This window comes from Hymenobacter seoulensis (assembly GCF_054780535.1).
In genome coordinates this window covers 79714-97431 of sequence record NZ_BAAGWD010000001.1, presented here as the reverse complement: position 1 = coordinate 97431, position 17718 = coordinate 79714, and the positions used below count along the sequence as shown (strand labels likewise).

Here is a 17718-nt window from a genome sequence, read left to right as displayed (position 1 = left end):
ATGAGTAAGACGCTTCATGGGCTTAGGATGAAGATTTTTATTCTGCGCCGCTCAAAATAAACTGCCCCGCTTTTCGTCTTTCCCACGAAAACCTACTTCCGACCTTGACTCCTTCCGAAATACAATCGATTAAACAACGGTTCAGCATCATCGGTAATGCGCCGTCGCTGAATTACGCTATCCAGGTGGCCGCGCAGGTAGCCCCTACGGATATGACGGTGCTGATTACTGGCGAGAGTGGTTCTGGCAAGGAGTCGTTTTCGAAGATTATTCATGCCCTTTCACCCCGCAAACACGGCCAGTTCATTGCCATCAACTGCGGCGCTATTCCTGAGGGCACGATTGACTCAGAGCTATTTGGCCACGAGAAGGGCTCGTTTACTGGTGCTCAGGAGGCCCGCAAAGGCTATTTCGAGGTAACCAATGGCGGCACCATTTTCCTGGATGAGATTGGAGAAATGCCGCTCGGCACGCAGGCGCGCCTGTTGCGCGTGCTGGAAAACGGGGAGTTCATTCGGGTTGGCTCCTCCAAAGTACAGAAGACCGATGTGCGCGTGGTGGCCGCTACCAACGTGAACCTCTTGGACGCTGTGCGCGAAGGACGCTTCCGCGAAGACCTCTATTACCGCTTAAACACGGTGCCCATTACGGTTCCACCATTACGTGAACGAGGCGATGATATCTACTTACTGTTTAGAAAGTTCGCTACTGATTTTGCCGACCGTTACCGCGTAAAACCCGTCAGCCTTTCTCCGGATGCGGTGCAGGAGCTGCAGCGCTTTCGGTTTCCCGGCAACATCCGCCAGCTCAAGAATGTGGCCGAACAAATGTCGGTGCTGGAGACCGACCGCGAGGTAGACTCGCGACGCCTGCGCGGCTACCTGCCCGCCGATCAAAGCAGCCGCCTACCCATGCTGGTACACGCCGCCGGCTCTGCCACAGATGGGGCCGGCAATGCCTACTCCGAGCGAGACCTTTTGTACAAGGTGCTGTTTGATATGCGCCGCGACATGACCGACCTGAAAAAGCTGGTGCTGGACCTAGCCGGCGGACAGCGGCCGCACGAAACGCAGGAGCTGCTGCGCCAAAACAGCCACCTTTTCTCCAACGTGAACGTGGCTCCCTACGAAGGCCCGGCGGGCCGCCCCCTACGCCAGGCTTCACCGGACGGCAACTCGGAGTACATCCTGAACTCGCGCGATTTGAGCATGGATGATGCGACGGATTATGAGGAAGAAGAGGTGCAGCGTGTAGAAGACATTCCGCACGAAACGGAAGAGGAAACCCTTTCCCTGGAAGCCAAGGAGAAGGAAATGATTATCAAAGCCCTCAAAAAGCACAACAATAAGCGTAAGTATGCCGCTCACGATTTGGGCATTTCGGAGCGCACCCTCTACCGCAAACTAAAGCAGTATGACCTGGAACAAGCGTAAGTGGATAGGCGGGCTTCTGCTCCTGTTGGTATTACCCCTCTTTAGCGGCTGCGGCATCTATTCCTTTAGCGGTACTAATATTGACCCGTCAGTTGAGACGATATCTATAGCCACCTTCGCCAATAACGCCAACAATGGCCCTTCCTTTCTGGCGCAACGCTTTACGGAGGATTTCAAGGACTATTTCCAGCGCAACACTACCCTGAAACTGGTACCCCGCGACGGCGACCTACAGTTTGAGGGTCAGATCATTGCCTATGATTTTGCCCCCGCCGCCATTCAGCAGCAAAACGGACAAGACCAGGCCGGCGCCAACCAGCTCACCATTCAGGTGCGGGTAAAATTCACGAACAGCAAAGACCCGAAGCAGGACTTCGAGCAGACACTGCAAACTACCCGCCCCTTCCCCGCCACCCGCGACATTACCAGCATTAACAACGACCCGACGGCTCTGCGGGAGCTATTTCGCAACATCATTACGGATGCATTCAACAAGTCGGTAGCCAACTGGTAGCACGTTAAAAATCCAGGACAGAAGCTCGTTATTTCCCGCTGTGATTCTTTGATCTGGCGCGAAATTGCCAAGATTACAATCGGTTTCCTGCCTAAATTCACGCACCTTTGTCGCCCCTGTTTTACTAGGCAGGCTTCACTTCTAAAGTACCCTTTTCAATGACCCGCGCGTCGCTCTTACACATCCTGGACCATGTAAACGGAATTTCGGAAGCCGAAGTCCGGGAGCTGGAACAGCTGGCGGCCGCGTTTCCGTATTGCCAAACTGCGCACATGCTGCTGGCCAAAGCTGCCCACGACCGGGGCAGCATGCTCGCCAGCCAGCGCCTGCGCCGGGCCGCCACCTACGCGCCCGACCGGGAGTTGCTGCGCCAGCTGCTGGAGCAAACGGCGGCCCCCGTCTCTACCGTTGAAGCCGCTCCGGAGCAGCCCCTTAGTGCACCCGAAAAAGCAGTAGCCTCCGTAGCGGCAGCCATTCCGGCCGCTCCAATTGTGGCCGAACCAGCTACCATAGTTACTACCCCCGAGCAGGAGCCAAACCTACCCAAGGCAGTTGCTCCCGATTCAATAGCTAGCGCGGAGACAATCACCGACGCGGAGCCTGAGGCAACATATAACGACACGACCGTTCAACTTACTGAACCGGAGCCGGTTGAACAGGCAACAGAAGAGCCACAAATTTCGGAAAGTGTAAATCCGCTAGCCCTTTCTTCCTCTGAAACTGAAACGACTGAAGAGGAACCAACGGTTATAACCCCCATAGAGCACAGTGCACTTCCAGAGGCAAACGAGGAGCCCGCAGACTTCCCAACCGAAGAGCACCTAGCAGATCTTCCTGGTGCTACGCCTGTTGAATCTGAGGTTGAAGCTGCAACTGATGCACAGACATCGGATGAGCTTTCGATAGTGCTTCCCGGCGACGAGACACTAGCCCCCGCTACGTCCGAAACCTCAGCGCCGACGACGGAAAGCAGTACGCTCGAGCAGGATAGTGAGAAGCAAGCAGCCGATGACGATATACTGCCTGCTATGGCGCCGCCTATTCGGCCGCCTGCTGAAGCAGGTATTTCCCGCTTTGAATTTGGCTTGACTGAGCCGGCCCTACCGGAGCCTTCCAGCTATCAGTTGCCTGAACTGAGCGAAGACCCAGATAGCCTGGAGGCGCTACCCAGTGTTATCAAGGACATTCCGATTCCAATAGTAACGGCGCCGTTTCATGCCGATGAGGACCTAGGCTACGCCCTGGCCGCCGGCAGCCGGCTGGGCTACGACCTGCAACCGCACGACGGGTTTACGCTCGATTTGCCCTTGACCGCTTTCTTCGAGCCCGATGCACTGCTGCTGGCCCATATGGCCGCACACCGTCCAAAACCGAAGGCGTCGTCGCTGGACTTAATTAACCGCTTCCTGACCAACAAGCCGCGCATCAAGTCGCCCGCCGGTGTGCCACTGCCCGCCGATGAGCAAACCGATTTATCAGTGCGCAGCACCAGCGTAGCTCCCGCGCTGGCCTCCGAAAGTCTGGCCAAAATCATGGTGCGCCAGGGCAAGAAGGATAAAGCTATTGAAATATATGAGCGCCTAATGGAGCGTCAGCCCGAAAAAAAGGCGTATTTTGCCGAGCAAATTCAACAACTGCAACAACTTTCCGAGTAGATGTACTACGCTCTTATTGCCCTGATTCTTTTCATTTGCCTGCTGCTGGCGTTAGTAGTATTGGCCCAGAACCCCAAAGGCGGTGGAATTTCCAGCCAATTTGGCGCTGGCGGTGCTGCTCAGCTCATGGGCGTGAAGCGCACCGGCGACTTGCTGGAAAAGCTCACCTGGGGCTTCGCTATTGCTCTCATGGTACTTAGCTTGGGCACGCACATCGTTGGCGGTGCCTCTGAAAACGGTCCGATTCGGAGCGTTAACCAGCAGAAAGCCCTTGAAACCCGTATTCCAGCTACACCTGCTCCGGGTGCTACGCTTCCGGGTGCTCCGGCAGCCCCAGGCGCTGGCGCTCCAGCAGCTACTCCTCAGGCGGTTCCTGGCACCGCTCCGGCTACCCAGCCTGCACCGGCTCCGGCCCAGTAAGTAACACGTTCTCTTTGGCATACAAGCCGGTAGTTCCTTTTGCAGGAGCTACCGGCTTTTTGCTGTAGCGGCATCCAAGGCAAGGCAGGCATTAGGTACGTAGAATGCCCAAATTTTCATCTGCATTAACTTAACTAGTCCTACCTATTGGGCGTAATAGCGGCGCGGGCTACCGACCAAGGAAATGCATATTCTGACATTCCTGACAGGGTTACGGTGCAAATCTGACGTTTAGCTGGCGGTTAGGCGTCCATTCTGTCAGGTTTCTGCTAGCTGGCACAAGAAGTGTAGCACCGCATGCACCGTCTTACCACAAGTAAACCTTTCAACCAAAACGTACAATATGTCGCTTAGCATCAAACCGCTGGCTGACCGCGTTATCATCGCGCCGGCCGCTGCCGAGGAGAAAACCAAATCGGGTATTATCATCCCCGACACGGCCAAGGAAAAACCCCAGCGTGGCGAAGTAGTTGCCGTAGGCGAAGGGAAAGTTGCCGATAACGGCACTACCATCAAGCCGCAGGTAAAAGCCGGCGACCAAGTGCTGTATGGCAAATATGCCGGCACTGAAATCACCGTAGATGGCCAGGACTACCTCATCATGAAGGAGTCAGACATCTTCGCCGTACTGTAAGCTTTTCTCTCCTCTCTGATTTCCACTATCCGAACCCAAGATGGCTAAGAACATCCAATTCGATACCGATGGCCGCGACAAGCTGAAGCGCGGCGTTGATAAACTAGCAAATGCAGTGAAGGTAACCCTGGGTCCGAAAGGCCGCAACGTGGTTATCGATAAGAAATTCGGCGCCCCCACCATCACCAAAGACGGTGTGACGGTAGCTAAAGAAATTGAACTGAGCGACCCGGTTGAAAACATGGGCGCCCAGTTGGTAAAAGAAGTAGCCAGCAAAACCGCCGACCAGGCTGGTGACGGCACTACGACTGCTACCGTGCTGGCCCAGGCTATTTACGCTGCCGGCTCGAAGAACGTAGCTGCTGGTGCTAACCCCATGGACCTGAAGCGTGGTATCGACAAGGCGGTGAAAGCCGTTGTGGAGAACCTGAAGCAGCAGTCTAAGAAGATTGAAAACTCTTCAGAAATTGCGCAGGTAGGCGCTATTTCGGCCAACAACGACATGGAAATCGGCAAAATGATTGCTGATGCCATGGACAAGGTTGGCAAAGAAGGTGTTATCACGGTAGAAGAAGCTCGCGGCACCGAAACCGAAGTAAAAACGGTGGAAGGCATGCAGTTCGATCGTGGCTACCTCTCTCCTTACTTCGTGACCAACCCGGAGAAAATGGAGGCGGAGTTCGACAACCCCTATATCCTGATCTACGACAAGAAGGTGAGCACCATGAAGGAGCTGCTGCCCGTACTGGAGCAGGTAGTTCAGACTGGTAAGCCCCTGGTTATCATCTCGGAAGATGTGGACGGCGAAGCTCTTGCTACTTTGGTAGTGAACAAGCTGCGTGGCTCGCTGAAAATTGCGGCCGTGAAGGCTCCTGGCTTCGGCGACCGTCGGAAGGCGATGCTGGAAGACATTGCCGTGCTGACGGGTGGTACCGTAATTTCAGAAGAGCGTGGCTACAAGCTCGACAGCGCTACGCTGGAGTACTTGGGTCAGGCCGAGAAAGTTATCATCGACAAAGACAACACGACCATCGTAAACGGCCGTGGTGAGAAAGACACGATTTCGGGCCGTATCAACGAAATCAAGTCGCAAATCGGCACCACTACTTCCGACTACGACAAGGAGAAACTGCAGGAGCGTCTGGCCAAGCTGTCGGGCGGTGTAGCTATCCTCTACATCGGTGCTTCTACGGAGGTAGAGATGAAAGAGAAGAAGGACCGCGTTGACGATGCTCTGCACGCTACTCGCGCTGCCGTTGAGGAAGGTGTGGTACCAGGTGGTGGCGTTGCGCTGGTGCGTGCGCTGGAGTCGTTGGAAGCTGTTGATACCCTGAACGGCGACGAGCGCACGGGTGTAAACATCATCCGCACGGCTATCGAAGCTCCGCTGCGTACCATCGTGGCCAACGCTGGTGGTGAAGGCTCAGTAGTGGTACAGAAAGTGCGCGAAGGCAAAGGAGACTTTGGCTACAACGCCCGCGAAGACCGCTACGAAAACCTGATGGCTGCTGGTATTCTTGACCCAACCAAAGTAACGCGTCTGGCCCTGGAGAATGCCGCTTCTATTGCTGGCCTGCTCCTGACCACCGAGTGCGTGATTTCGGATGAGCCGGAAGACGATAAAGGTGCTGCTGGTGCCGGTGGTGGCATGGGCGGTATGGGCGGCGGCATGGGTGGCATGATGTAATCAGCCACTTGGCCAGCGTAGCTGACCTAGTAAAAATCCCCGCCGGACATTGCTCCGGTGGGGATTTTTTTGTGTTAGGGTTTGGTGTGCAAGGAGACCTAGTCTTTTCTTAGTTTACAGAATATTCCACCGCCACTTTAGCTTAGAATACGCCGCTCTACCTATGGCGCTGCTAACTGGTACTAGCCTCGTGTATATATAACAAAACGCCCCGCCGAACATATATTCGGCGGGGCGTTTTACGTGTAATGACAGACGAAATTAGCCGCGTCCGTGCATCATGTGGAAGAGCTTCTTGGCAATGGCAATCAGAATCAGGCCGGCCAGAATCACGAAGCCGGCAATCAGGCCGAATACCTTCAGAGCACCCAGTTCTTCCACGTAAGCGGCAATGTAGCCACCGGCGATTTGCGCCACGAAGGGGGCTAGGAACCACACGCCCATCAACATGGAGGTAAGCGCGGCCGGCGACAGACGCGACACCATGGAAAGGCCCACCGGCGACAGGCACAGCTCGCCAATGGTATGAAAGAAATAGGTAGCAATCAGCCACCAGATGCTGGCTTTAATGGTTTGATCGGCTACGTCGCCGCCACGCTCCATTACGGCGCCCACCATGAACAGGAAGCCTACGCCCAGCAACACCATGCCTAATCCCATTTTCACGGGAATGCTCAGGTCTTTGCCACGGCGGCCCAGATACACCCACAGGGCTGCTACTGGTGCGCCCAGCAATACAATGAAGCCGGCGTTTACGGACTGGAACCATGAAGTTGGAATCAGGAAGCCGCCAACCTCACGGTCGATAAACTTATCAGTATACAGCGTGAGGGAAGAACCGGCCTGCTCGAAACCAGCCCAGAAGAACACCACAAACAGCGTGATAATGAAGATTACGGCCATACGGTCGGTTTCTTCTTTGGTTAGCGGCGCTTTCGTTACCGTTTTGTCTTCGTTACGGCCCTCGGGGTACATGCCTACGTCGCCGAGGTAGCGCTTGCCGAGCAGGTTAAAGGCCAATTGGCCCAGCAACATGCCCACACCAGCGGCCAGGAAGCCGTAGCGGAAACCGTAACTAGCCACCTGCTCCACGCCGTTTACTACCGTTTTGGCGGCAAACAGGTCTTCGGCAAAGTAGCCGCACACCAGCGGGGCCAGGAAGGCGCCCGTGTTGATACCCATGTAGAAAATGGTAAAAGCGGCATCCCGACGTGGGTCGCCTTGCTCGTACAGTTTTCCTACAATGGTCGAGATATTAGGCTTAAAGAAACCGTTGCCCAGGATCAGCATCGACAGGCCAATGACCGTAGGCCAAGGCAGCCCAAAGAAAAACGCCTCTTTTGACAGGGCAGGCTGCATGAACAGGAAAAACTGTCCCAGCGCCATGGTCAGGCCGCCCATAAGGATAGCCCGCCGCTGCCCGATATACTTGTCTGCAATCCAGCCCCCGATAATAGGGGTCAGGTACACGAAGCCGGTGAAGTAACCATAGATAAGGGAAGCGCTGGCAGCATCAATGCCCAAGCCACCTTCTATAGCTGTCTTCGAGAGGTAGAGCATGAGCAGGCCCCGCATACCGTAGTAGCTGAACCGTTCCCACATTTCCGTGAAGAACAAAAGATAGAGCCCCGGAGGATGCCCCTGCTGGGTACTAGGCTGCTCCTGAATAGCGGAGGTGGTTTGCATGAAAGGTGAATGAAAAGAAGTGATTGGGAAACACCCGCGGCTGCAACCGCATGGCAGGTTGGTAAAGCTACAAAAGTTTCCTAACCCTGTTGTGCTAACAAGCGTTAGGCGAAGTACCCGGCTTAGCTGATATGCGCCCCTAGCGAATTTTCGCTATTTTTTCACCCAAACGGTGCTCCCATCAGGTTTTTGTCTATTTTTGTTTCTGAATTCCCCCATTTCCCACCCAACCCCAACCCACGTTTTCGGCCCTTTTTTATGATGGACTCTGCCGCCAACGCCCGCCTCGCCCCTCTGGGTATTTCCCACGCTGCCCAGGTACACCTCAACCTCACCCCAGCCGAGCTGGTGGAAGAAGCTTTGCGCCGAGGCGAAGGCACTCTCACCGACACCGGCGCGCTTATGGCCGATACCGGTGCTTTCACCGGCCGCTCGCCCAAAGACCGCTTTGTGGTGAAAGACGCCAACACTGAAGACAGTGTATGGTGGGGCGACATTAACATTCCCTTCGACGCCGACAAGTTCGACCAGCTACACCTGAAAATGGTGAAGTACCTGGAAGACAAGGAGCTGTACGTGCGCGATGCCTACGCTGGGGCCAACCCCGACTATGAGCTGAAGCTGCGTGTTGTGAACGAGCTAGCTTGGCACAACCTGTTCTGCTACAACATGTTCCTGCGTCCCAGCGAGGGAACCGACACCAGCTGGACGCCTGATTTCAGCATCATCTGCGCCCCCGGTTTTGAAGCCGACCCAGCCGTAGATGGTACCCGCCAGAAAAATTTCGCTATTCTGAACTTCACCAAGAAGATGATTCTGATTGGTGGCACCGGCTACGCAGGTGAGATGAAGAAGGGCATTTTTGGCGTGCTCAACTACCTCCTGCCCCACGAGCGGGAAACGCTGCCCATGCACTGCTCTGCCAACGTGGGCAAAGACGGTGACACGGCTATCTTCTTCGGCCTCTCGGGCACGGGCAAGACTACCCTCTCCGCCGATCCAAACCGCGGCCTGATTGGAGATGATGAGCACGGCTGGACACCTAATGCTGGTATTTTCAACTTTGAAGGTGGCTGCTACGCCAAGGTAATCGACCTGTCGGCGGAGAAAGAGCCGGAAATCTGGAATGCCATCAAGTTTGGCTCTATCGTGGAGAACACGCGCTTTGTGCCCGGCACCCACACGGTAGATTACGCTAACAAGTCGGTAACGGAAAACACCCGCACGGCTTATCCAATCAACTTCATTCCGAACGCCATTGAGCCCTCCGTGGCCGATGCGCCCAAGAATATCTTCTTCCTGACGGCCGATGCTTTTGGCGTATTGCCTCCCATCAGCAAGCTGGATAAGTGCCACGCCATGTACCACTTCATGTCGGGCTACACGGCGAAGGTAGCCGGCACTGAAATGGGCGTAACCGAGCCTCAAACTACTTTCTCGGCGTGCTTCGGCGCCGTGTTCCTGCCCCTGCACCCCACCAAGTACGCGGAAATGCTAGGTAAGAAAATGGACGAAAACGAGGTGAACGTGTGGCTGGTGAACACCGGCTGGACGGGCGGCTCGTACGGCGTAGGCTCGCGCATGAAGCTAAGCTACACCCGCGCCATGATTACGGCCGCCCTCAACGGCGAGCTGAACGACGTGGAGTTCCACAAACACCCCGTCTTCGGTGTAGAAATCCCGACTTCCGTTCCTGGCGTGCCGAGCGAAATTCTGGATCCGCGCGACACGTGGGCCAGCAAAGAGGAGTACGACCACACGGCTGCCGATCTGGCGCAGAAGTTTGTGGCCAACTTTAAGAAATACGCCGATTACGCCAATGAAGAAATTCTGGCGGGCGCCCCCAAAGCAGAAGTAGCCGCCAGCGTTTAGCTGCTTTAGCTACCTAGTAAGATCCCTGCTGGTTTCGGTCAGCAGGGATTTTTGCTTTTTATCACAACTCTTGTATCTCATGCCCCAGCCCGCACAACAGGTGTTGCAGCCTGGGGTACACTGCTACATCGGCGGTTATCTCTTCGCCAGTTTCGGTTTGCATAATGCTGCACTGAAAACAGATATTCAGCACGCCTACCAGCTCATCTTGGGCACTGTAAAAGGCTAGCGCATCTCGAAAAACAGGCGCGCACATCCAGGAGTCGCGGTCTCTGTAAGGGGTCAGGAAGATTCGTTCCAGCCCAGTGACAGCCTCAGAATCGCGGCGCAACGTAGCTACCGGACTGGCCGTGATATTATAGCTGTTGTTTTCGTCTGTCAGCCGGGGGCCTACACCGTTTTGGCGCTCAATTTCTTTAAGCCGGGAGCGCAGGGCAGCTAGCTGAAATGAATCAGCCGATACAAGCAACCTTCGATTGACTTGCTTCTCTTTGGCCAAAACAGCCAGCAGCTGGTCCCATTTAGGCCCACGGTGTAGCGAATAGGTGATGATGTAGTCAAACGAAAGCCCAGACCAATACTCGCTTGTTGCTTTCACCGAAATCATCTGAGAGCCGTCTGGTTAGGGTGCTCAAGTAAACTTTTACGGTAGGATACCTGAAGCACTAGCCCCAGCCTTTCGCGAAACGCAGTAATTTTACCCAAAATAGTTTACCCTTCTTCTTCCATTTGTATGCGTAAGCGTCTTCTTCCGCTGTTTCTTCTGCTGCTCTCCCCGCTCACACTGTGGGCTTGGGGCGCCGATGGGCACCGCGCGGTTGGCAAAATTGCCGAAAATCACCTGAGCCGGAAAGCCCGGAAGGAAGTACAGCGCCTGCTAGGCACCGAAACCATGACGCTGGTGAGCACCTGGCCCGATGAAATCCGCTACTACCCGGAGTTCAAGGATACGGCCCCCTGGCATTACGTAAATACGCCTTCGGGCCTGAACCACGACCAGTACGTGCAGGCAATCAAGACGCAGACGACGGCCAACGCCTATACGGCTCTGGAAACCAAGCTCAAGGAACTAGCCGACCCAACCAAAACCCGCGAGGAGCGTGTCGCGGCGCTGAAATTCGTCATTCACATCGTGGGGGATGTGCACCAACCCATGCACACGGGCCACGCCGAGGATAAAGGCGGTAATGACATCAAGCTGAAATACCGCGGCAAGGATACCAACCTGCACAGCCTCTGGGACAGCGGCCTGCTCGATTACCAGGGCCTGACATACACTGAAATGGCGACGCAATACGACCAAAAGCTAAAGCGCAGACAGGTGCGGGAGTTGCAGAGCGCGCCGGCAGAACAGTGGCTGTGGGAATCGTACTCGGCCTCCGAGAAGCTTTACCAAGAAACCCCGGCCGGCACCGACGTAGATTACAAGTACTACCCAGCTCACGCTGACCTGATGCGCCAGCGTATTGTGGAAGCTGGAGTGCGGCTAGCCGGCCTGCTGAACCAAGTGCTGGGATAATCAGCCACAGCACTTTATTAGGTCTTGCTACAGCACAAAGCCCCGATACATCTGCGTATCGGGGCTTTGTGCTGTATTCGTCTGTAGTACAACTCTGCACTAGGTCGCCCGAAGGCTACAGAGGTGCGGTTGTGATATGGAATGCGAGGTAGTACTAGCCGTACGGTTTGGCGACTAGAAAGGCCTAGTTATCATGATAAGCGAGGGTGTGGCTGTAGTCTTTATCTGCCGCCGCTGGCGAAGAGACAGATCCGTTACCGTTGCTATTGCCGCCTTTGCTTTTGGTTCCTAGCCAAGTAGCCAGCGCTACCCCAGCACCTACCAATAGCGCGGTTCGGAGGGCGGGGCTACCTAGCGTGGTGGCTTCGGTATAGTAGCTGGTTTCGCGTGTGTGCCCGGGGTAGTTGCCGCGCTCCTCTAAAGACCCCATAGGCCGGTCGAGGGCGTTCTGCGGTAAGGGCCGGGGCGCGTAATCTGCCTTTTCCTGCTTAGAAAACGACTTCTCCATGAATTTATCGAGCAGTCCGGGGGTCCAGTGCTCCATGCCAATCATGGCCTTGCCCCCCCCGCCTACTACCACCGAGCGCTCAGGCGTAACGGCACAATGCAGAATAGCGCGGGCCACAGTTTCGGGCGCGTACGCGGGTGGTGCGTGCTGGGCTTCCCGCTCCATATAGTTTTTGGAGTGAATGGGGTATGGCGTGTCGATGGCGGCGGGCTGGATTAGGGTAACGGAAATGGGCGCGTTGTCCATCTCCAGTTCCATCCGAAGCCCATCAGTAAAGCCTTTCACGGCGTGCTTACTGGCGCTATAAATGGTTTGCAGAATGGCCGTAACATCTGAGAGAATACTGCCCACATTGATAATGGCGCCGCCCTTGGATTTCAGATGTTTAGATGCTTCCAAGGAGCCGTTTACCAAGCCCCAGAAATTTACCTCGAACAGCTGACGCATATCTTCCAGCGGCACCTCTTCCACCTTGCCATAAATGGACACGCCCGCATTGTTAATCCAGGTATCGAAGCCGCCGAACACAGTAGAAGCTTCATGCGCCAGGCGCTGTACATCTTCGGTTTTGCTTACGTCGGCCACCACGTAAGTAGCACGGCCACCGGCCTGGTTGATTTCATCGGTGAGTTGGCGCAGGGCGTCTTCGCTACGAGCGGCCAATATAAGCCGAGCACCAGCTTTGGCTGCCATGCGCGCCGTTACCAGCCCAATACCCGACGAAGCACCCGTGATGACTATGGTTTGATCCTTGAGTTTTTTCAGTTTAACTGCCATACCGGTATCAGATTAAAAGTAAGTGATACCCTACAGTACGCGGATAAAAACCCGGGGGCCAGAACTGGACAATTAAAATTTTGGCCTTTTCAACTCCCTGAATGAACGAAAGTTTGAGCGTATCTACCTGATTTAAAATACCTTATACTCTATTTCAGCGACTTTGCCAACAATTTCCTAATCCATGAAAGAAGCAGGGTTTAAGCTGATTTGCTAGCTAGTAGATTCAATAAAACGCTTGCTTGTACAGGAGCCCAACGCACTTGCGAGCAGGCAAACCTCTTGGTTTCAGCGTAGCTTTGCCGTATGCCGCACACCTTCTTCGCCCCCGACCTTACGCTCCCGACCTACACCTTACCCGAAGACGAAAGCAAGCACGCCGTGCGGGTGCTACGCCTGACAACCGGCGACGCGGTGGTGCTGGTGAATGGGCGCGGCGGTGTGTACCAAGCTGAGGTAGAGACGGCGGACGCAAAGCGCTGCCGGCTGCGGGTTGTGAGCGAAGAACAAGTGCCACGCCGCGCCTACCACGTGCATGTGGCTGTAGCGCCCACCAAAAACCTCGACCGAATGGAGTGGCTGGTAGAGAAAGCCGTGGAAATGGGCGTCGATACAATGACGTTTTTGCGGTGCGCCCGCTCTGAGCGGCGCGAGCTGAAGCTGGAGCGGCTTCAGAAAATTGCCGTCAGTGCCCTGAAGCAGTCGGGGCAGGCGTGGCTGCCGGAGCTCACTGAACTCACCGATTTTACTAGGTTCCTGCCCACCGCAAACCCAGCCACCACGTTTATTGCCCACCTTGAGGATGGCGAGCGGACGCCGCTGGCCCGCGTGGCCGCTGCCGCCGACGGCTGCTGCGTGCTTATTGGCCCCGAAGGTGATTTTACGCCCCAGGAAATTGAAGCGGCCTTTGCCCTGGGCATCCGGCCGGTTACGCTAGGTGCCTCCCGGCTCCGAACCGAAACTGCCGCGCTAGCAGCTGTGCACACGGTGCATATTGCCCGGGAACTGGCATAAGCAATACGGCAACAGGCACCATATAAGGCTGTTGAACTTCAAAAGCAGACCACTTACAAAAACCGGGAGTGTACCGTATGTGAGAGTTGGTTGTTCTTAAAAACTAGTATACAGCGGTTCGCAGCACTACCCGTGCCCACAGCCGGAACCTGCCAGGCAACCGCTTCAGTTATGGCGTAGCTGCTTACCCCATTTTTGCGCATCTTTACTCTATGATGAAGTTTCTGCTTCCGGCCCTGCTCCTGCTCGTGCTGCTTACTGCCGCCGCACCGGTGGCGCCCAGTTTCCGCATTGCCAAGCTGCACTATGGCGGGGGCGGCGACTGGTACGCGAATAAAACGAGCTTGCCCAACCTCATCCGCTTCTGCAACCAGACGCTAAAAACCAACATCAATCCCGAGGAGGCCACCGTGGAGCTGGATTCGCCGGAACTGCTCACGTATCCTTTCATTCACATGACGGGGCACGGCAACGTGTCGTTTACGGATGCGGAGGCGCGTAATCTGCGGCGCTACCTTATTGGCGGCGGCTTTCTGCACATCGATGATAACTACGGCCTTGATAAGTTTATCCGGCCGGAAATGAAGAAGGTATTTCCGGATCTGGAGTTTGTGGAGTTGCCATTCTCGCATCCGGTGTACCACCAGAAATTTCAGTTTCCGCGCGGCCTGCCCAAAGTGCACGAGCATGATGGCAAGCGCCCCCAAGGCTTCGGGCTGCTGTACAAAGGCCGCCTGGTATGCTTCTATAGCTATGAGTGCGACTTAGGCAACGGCTGGGAAGACCTCGGCACCTACCCCGAAGACACACCTGCTACCCACGAAGCAGCGCTGAAGATGGGCGCCAACTTGGTTACCTATGCTTTAACGCAGGACTAAGCCTAGCAAACCACAGTAAAAGCCAAACCCCGCTGCCCCAGTTTAGAGGCAGCGGGGTTTGGCTTGAAAGAGAGCCTAGAAGCGCCGCTGCAGAATTTCGCTGAGCACAAAGGCAGCGCGCACGCTGGCGGGGTTCCGGAGCGAGTCAGCAACGGTAGCGCGCGTAGAGGTTTGCGCAGCCACTTCTGGCCGGCTCCAGTAATCCTCGTTGCGATGCTGCGTGGTTGTTCGGGGAAGCGTAGAGGCTAGGCGCGCTTCTTTTCGGGTGGTCTCCAGCGAGCGGGCGGTAGTGGCTTGCCGCTCCAGGGAGCGGGCATTGCGCTGCTCCATTTCCAGACTACGTGCGGCCGGCGCCCTCTCCTGCGGCATAGGCCGGCCGGCTGGAGTGGTTTCGGGCAGAAAAGTAGGTACTGGCGTTGAGGCGGGCGGCGTGCTTTTGTTTTGATTTTGCATTTGCCGAAGCAACTCCTCAAAGGAGGTGGCCGGCAAGCCCGGCGCTACAGGGCGTGGCTTTCCGGATGGGTCGGGGCGGGAAAAGCGCCGCTCCTGCTGCTCCCGAGCCGTGGTGGCTTTGGCCTTCTGCACCATGCGCCAGACGAATACCGCCAGACCAACTAGAATCCAGACCAGAGTTTGCACCTTTTCCATGAGCAGTAGCAGGTAATGAGGCTTTAAGGTAAGCGGTAATCCGGACTTCGGAAGCCAGGCTACCCTATAGTTACTAGCCTTTGTGTATTACCGAACCCCTTTTTCCGGAAAGCGCCCCTGCTTGGTGCGGTAAAATGCCTTTATTTCCTCCAGATCCTTTTCGTAGTCGCCGGTGGGCCAGAAGGCCGGCCCCACGCCTGCTTCCTTATTCTTGTAGTCGAGGTAACCAAGCAAAATAGGCACTCCGGCACCCATAGCGGCGTGGTAGAAGCCTTTGCGCCACTTGGGCTGGTAGCTGCGCGTGCCTTCCGGCGTGATAAGAATCACGAGCTCGTCGCGCTCATTAAAGAGCTGCACCATGCCATCGACGAGGCTATTGTTTTTGCTACGGTCGACGGCTAGGCCGCCTAGGCTGCGCACCAGCCCCCCTAGCAGTGGAATAGTAGTCCACTCCTTTTTAATGGTTAGCCGAACATCGACATCCATCAGGAAAAAGGCGGCCCGGGCAAACATAAAGTCCCAGTTGCTGGTGTGCGGGGCCGCAATCATCATGCTTTTCTTGATGTTTGGCGGCACTTGCGGACCCAGGTGCCACCCAGTAATCCAGAACCAGAACTTTGAAAACAGATACCAGAAAGTAGAGGTTTTGCGTGCAGCCATGCGGGAAGTAAGTGGTAGCCGGGTACTAGGGGGCTACTGCAGCTCAAAGCTAGAGAAATGTTACGGAAGCGCCGCAGCCCTACTCCTGCTCCAGTAACGCTTCCAGTTCTTTGGCTTTGCTTAAGGTGTAGCGGTATCCTATTTCAAACAGCTCAGGGGCCCTTCGGTACTGCGCCATCCGGTAAGCACCCAGCTCTGGCGGCTCCAGCAATAGGTGGCAGTGCTGTTTGCTAGGGTAGGTATTGGCCCCAACTGCCAGGTTTAGCGTCCGCTCAATAAGGCCCCGCAAGGTGCTAATTCGCGCCTCTTTGTGCGGTGGGTTACAGTGCACACCCACCACTTTCAGGCCGGGCTTGCCTAGTAAGGCCTCTACCGGCAAGTTATTCAGCAAGCCGCCATCCACGAGGTGCCGCCCTTGGTATTCCACGGGCCGGTACAACACGGGCACCGCCGAAGAAGCCAGCAGTGGCGGAATCAACAGCCCCTCCGAAAAGCGTACCGACACGCCTTCCTTGATATCGGTAGCTACTAGGGTAAGCGGTAGGCGCAACTGCTCAAACGTCGCATCGGGGCCCAAGTGCAGTTCGAACAGCTTTCCTACCCCATCAATGCGCAGCAACCCGTAGCTGCTGAGTGCCAGCCGAGTAATCTGACCCAAGCTAACCTCCTGGAACAGACGCAAGATTTCGCGGGGAGGAAAGCCGGCAGCATAAAACGCCGCCACAATGGCCCCTGAGGATACTCCGGCCAGCTCCCCTATGGGCAGGGCCAGCTCATCCAGGGCGGCCAGCACACCCAGGTGCGCAATTCCGCGCGCGCCGCCGCCAGAAAAAGCCAGTCCTAGCATTGGTTAATGGTCATGAGTTTTTCAGGTTTAGCCTTTAACGAGACCTAGGCGCAAGGTTGCCCCACTTGCAAGGAGTATTTGCTGGCGTAGCTCCTACAGGTCTGCTAGCCGAAACGATTCGGCAGCCCTGATGCCGCGCTCAGTGTGTTGCACGGTTATGCACTCAGTCTGGGCATCGTGCTCCAGTACCAGCACCCAATTTTCGTCGGCAGCCCGGCGCAATAGGCGCTCCTTTTCATCCATGGTCACCAAGGGGCGCATGTCGTAGCCCATTACGTAGGGCAGTGGCACGTGCCCAGCGCTTGGTATCAGGTCGGCGGCAAATACCAGCGTGCGGCCCTTGTACTCCAGCACCGGCAGCATCATTTTCTCGGTATGCCCGTCGGCATAGATAATTTCACGCAGGCCGCCCAGTTCCGCCGGCAATGCGGCGCCCGGCTCCAGGAAACGCAGTTGGCCGCTTTCCTGCACGGGCAGGATATTTTCTTTTAGAAAGCTGGCCTTCTCGCGCGGATTGGGTGTAACGGCCCAGTCCCAGTGCGCCTGGTTGCTCCAGTACGTGGCATTCGGGAAGGCTACCTGCAGCTTTTCATCGGAGGTGCGCACTACTGCCCCGCCCACGTGGTCGAAGTGCAGATGCGTTAGAAAAACGTCGGTGATATCGGCGGCGGTGAAACCGCGCTGGCGTAGGGAGTTTTCCAGCGTGTCGTCGCCGTGCAGGTAAAAATGCCCCCGAAACTTGGCGTCCTGCTTATTGCCAATACCCGTGTCCACTAGCATGAGCCGGTTGCCGTCTTCTATCAGCAGGCAGCGCAACGCCCAGGTGCACATGTTATTTTCATCGGCGGGGTTGAGCTTCTGCCACATGCTCTTGGGCACCACGCCAAACATAGCGCCGCCATCAAGCTTAAATAGGCCGGTATCGAGGGTATGAACGGTCATCTTTTCAACAAGCAATTAACAGTG

At 55.8% G+C, this 17718-nt stretch carries 17 protein-coding genes; 10 read left to right on the top strand and 7 right to left on the bottom strand.

The window, feature by feature from the left end:
• Nucleotides 1–104 precede the first annotated feature (104 nt).
• The 6 genes from ACYVHC_RS00435 to groL all read left to right on the top strand — a co-directional run bounded on the left by ACYVHC_RS00435 (nt 105) and on the right by groL (nt 6343).
• The gene (locus tag ACYVHC_RS00435; RefSeq protein ID WP_460611682.1) at nt 105–1433 is read left to right on the top strand and encodes a sigma-54 interaction domain-containing protein; all 1329 of its coding nucleotides are present in this window, start codon (nt 105–107) and stop codon (nt 1431–1433) included.
• Nucleotides 1414–1947: an LptE family protein gene (locus tag ACYVHC_RS00430; protein WP_460611681.1), complete on the top strand. Its 534-nt coding sequence runs from the start codon at nt 1414–1416 to the stop codon at nt 1945–1947. The genes ACYVHC_RS00435 and ACYVHC_RS00430 overlap by 20 nt, the downstream gene beginning before the upstream one ends.
• Nucleotides 1948–2105: 158 nt before the next feature.
• Nucleotides 2106–3602 (top strand): hypothetical protein, encoded by a 1497-nt coding sequence (locus tag ACYVHC_RS00425; RefSeq protein WP_460611680.1) that lies wholly within the window; start codon nt 2106–2108, stop codon nt 3600–3602.
• Nucleotides 3603–4022, top strand: coding sequence for a preprotein translocase subunit SecG (secG, locus tag ACYVHC_RS00420; RefSeq protein WP_460611679.1), 420 nt, complete (start codon nt 3603–3605; stop codon nt 4020–4022).
• 343 nt (nt 4023–4365) lie between these two features.
• The gene (groES, locus tag ACYVHC_RS00415; protein ID WP_045687497.1) at nt 4366–4656 is read left to right on the top strand and encodes a co-chaperone GroES; all 291 of its coding nucleotides are present in this window, start codon (nt 4366–4368) and stop codon (nt 4654–4656) included.
• Nucleotides 4657–4696: 40 nt separating this feature from the next.
• Nucleotides 4697–6343 carry a chaperonin GroEL gene (groL, locus tag ACYVHC_RS00410; RefSeq protein WP_460611678.1) on the top strand — a complete coding sequence of 549 codons (1647 nt, stop codon included), beginning with the start codon at nt 4697–4699 and terminating at the stop codon, nt 6341–6343.
• 261 nt (nt 6344–6604) lie between these two features.
• Here groL and ACYVHC_RS00405 read toward each other — a convergent pair whose 3' ends face one another.
• Nucleotides 6605–8029 (bottom strand): peptide MFS transporter, encoded by a 1425-nt coding sequence (locus ACYVHC_RS00405; protein WP_460611677.1) that lies wholly within the window; start codon nt 8027–8029, stop codon nt 6605–6607.
• A gap of 258 nt (nt 8030–8287) precedes the next feature.
• Here ACYVHC_RS00405 and pckA point away from each other — a divergent pair, with 258 nt between their 5' ends.
• Entirely contained in the window at nt 8288–9901 is a 1614-nt protein-coding gene (pckA, locus tag ACYVHC_RS00400) for a phosphoenolpyruvate carboxykinase (ATP) (protein ID WP_460611676.1), read from the top strand.
• Nucleotides 9902–9962: 61 nt separating this feature from the next.
• On the opposite strand, the gene ACYVHC_RS00395 is transcribed toward pckA, so the two are convergent.
• The gene (locus ACYVHC_RS00395) at nt 9963–10508 is read right to left on the bottom strand and encodes a hypothetical protein (protein ID WP_460611675.1); all 546 of its coding nucleotides are present in this window, start codon (nt 10506–10508) and stop codon (nt 9963–9965) included.
• 126 nt (nt 10509–10634) lie between these two features.
• Between ACYVHC_RS00395 and ACYVHC_RS00390 the strand changes: the two genes are divergently transcribed.
• On the top strand, nt 10635–11420 hold the full coding sequence (locus ACYVHC_RS00390; RefSeq protein WP_460611674.1) for a S1/P1 nuclease: 786 nt from the start codon (nt 10635–10637) through the stop codon (nt 11418–11420).
• Nucleotides 11421–11604: 184 nt separating this feature from the next.
• Here the strand turns inward: ACYVHC_RS00390 and ACYVHC_RS00385 are convergent, their stop codons facing one another.
• Entirely contained in the window at nt 11605–12705 is a 1101-nt protein-coding gene (locus tag ACYVHC_RS00385; RefSeq protein ID WP_460611673.1) for an SDR family oxidoreductase, read from the bottom strand.
• A gap of 306 nt (nt 12706–13011) precedes the next feature.
• Here ACYVHC_RS00385 and ACYVHC_RS00380 point away from each other — a divergent pair, with 306 nt between their 5' ends.
• The gene (locus ACYVHC_RS00380) at nt 13012–13719 is read left to right on the top strand and encodes an RsmE family RNA methyltransferase (protein ID WP_460611672.1); all 708 of its coding nucleotides are present in this window, start codon (nt 13012–13014) and stop codon (nt 13717–13719) included.
• Between the two features lie 212 nt (nt 13720–13931).
• Nucleotides 13932–14597, top strand: coding sequence for a DUF4159 domain-containing protein (locus ACYVHC_RS00375; RefSeq protein ID WP_460611671.1), 666 nt, complete (start codon nt 13932–13934; stop codon nt 14595–14597).
• 75 nt (nt 14598–14672) lie between these two features.
• Here ACYVHC_RS00375 and ACYVHC_RS00370 read toward each other — a convergent pair whose 3' ends face one another.
• The 4 genes from ACYVHC_RS00370 to ACYVHC_RS00355 all read right to left on the bottom strand — a co-directional run bounded on the left by ACYVHC_RS00370 (nt 14673) and on the right by ACYVHC_RS00355 (nt 17694).
• Nucleotides 14673–15245, bottom strand: a complete 573-nt coding sequence (locus ACYVHC_RS00370) for a hypothetical protein (RefSeq protein ID WP_460611670.1) — start codon at nt 15243–15245, stop codon at nt 14673–14675.
• A gap of 87 nt (nt 15246–15332) precedes the next feature.
• Nucleotides 15333–15905 (bottom strand): lysophospholipid acyltransferase family protein, encoded by a 573-nt coding sequence (locus tag ACYVHC_RS00365; protein ID WP_460611669.1) that lies wholly within the window; start codon nt 15903–15905, stop codon nt 15333–15335.
• Nucleotides 15906–15984: 79 nt separating this feature from the next.
• Complete coding sequence (locus tag ACYVHC_RS00360) at nt 15985–16752, bottom strand: patatin-like phospholipase family protein (protein ID WP_460611668.1); 768 nt, start codon at nt 16750–16752, stop codon at nt 15985–15987.
• Between the two features lie 93 nt (nt 16753–16845).
• Complete coding sequence (locus ACYVHC_RS00355) at nt 16846–17694, bottom strand: MBL fold metallo-hydrolase (RefSeq protein ID WP_460611667.1); 849 nt, start codon at nt 17692–17694, stop codon at nt 16846–16848.
• Nucleotides 17695–17718 lie beyond the last annotated feature (24 nt).

What these genes read in the sequence shown, in the direction of transcription:
- ACYVHC_RS00430 (WP_460611681.1), top strand. Translation starts at nt 1,414, where the DNA reads ATGACCTGGAACAAGCGTAAGTGGATAGGCGGGCTTCTGCTCCTGTTG.
- ACYVHC_RS00425 (WP_460611680.1), top strand. Translation starts at nt 2,106, where the DNA reads ATGACCCGCGCGTCGCTCTTACACATCCTGGACCATGTAAACGGAATT.
- secG (WP_460611679.1), top strand. Translation starts at nt 3,603, where the DNA reads ATGTACTACGCTCTTATTGCCCTGATTCTTTTCATTTGCCTGCTGCTG.
- groES (WP_045687497.1), top strand. Translation starts at nt 4,366, where the DNA reads ATGTCGCTTAGCATCAAACCGCTGGCTGACCGCGTTATCATCGCGCCG.
- groL (WP_460611678.1), top strand. Translation starts at nt 4,697, where the DNA reads ATGGCTAAGAACATCCAATTCGATACCGATGGCCGCGACAAGCTGAAG.
- ACYVHC_RS00405 (WP_460611677.1), bottom strand. Translation starts at nt 8,029, where the DNA reads ATGCAAACCACCTCCGCTATTCAGGAGCAGCCTAGTACCCAGCAGGGG.
- pckA (WP_460611676.1), top strand. Translation starts at nt 8,288, where the DNA reads ATGATGGACTCTGCCGCCAACGCCCGCCTCGCCCCTCTGGGTATTTCC.
- ACYVHC_RS00395 (WP_460611675.1), bottom strand. Translation starts at nt 10,508, where the DNA reads ATGATTTCGGTGAAAGCAACAAGCGAGTATTGGTCTGGGCTTTCGTTT.
- ACYVHC_RS00390 (WP_460611674.1), top strand. Translation starts at nt 10,635, where the DNA reads ATGCGTAAGCGTCTTCTTCCGCTGTTTCTTCTGCTGCTCTCCCCGCTC.
- ACYVHC_RS00385 (WP_460611673.1), bottom strand. Translation starts at nt 12,705, where the DNA reads ATGGCAGTTAAACTGAAAAAACTCAAGGATCAAACCATAGTCATCACG.
- ACYVHC_RS00380 (WP_460611672.1), top strand. Translation starts at nt 13,012, where the DNA reads ATGCCGCACACCTTCTTCGCCCCCGACCTTACGCTCCCGACCTACACC.
- ACYVHC_RS00375 (WP_460611671.1), top strand. Translation starts at nt 13,932, where the DNA reads ATGATGAAGTTTCTGCTTCCGGCCCTGCTCCTGCTCGTGCTGCTTACT.
- ACYVHC_RS00370 (WP_460611670.1), bottom strand. Translation starts at nt 15,245, where the DNA reads ATGGAAAAGGTGCAAACTCTGGTCTGGATTCTAGTTGGTCTGGCGGTA.
- ACYVHC_RS00365 (WP_460611669.1), bottom strand. Translation starts at nt 15,905, where the DNA reads ATGGCTGCACGCAAAACCTCTACTTTCTGGTATCTGTTTTCAAAGTTC.
- ACYVHC_RS00360 (WP_460611668.1), bottom strand. Translation starts at nt 16,752, where the DNA reads ATGCTAGGACTGGCTTTTTCTGGCGGCGGCGCGCGCGGAATTGCGCAC.
- ACYVHC_RS00355 (WP_460611667.1), bottom strand. Translation starts at nt 17,694, where the DNA reads ATGACCGTTCATACCCTCGATACCGGCCTATTTAAGCTTGATGGCGGC.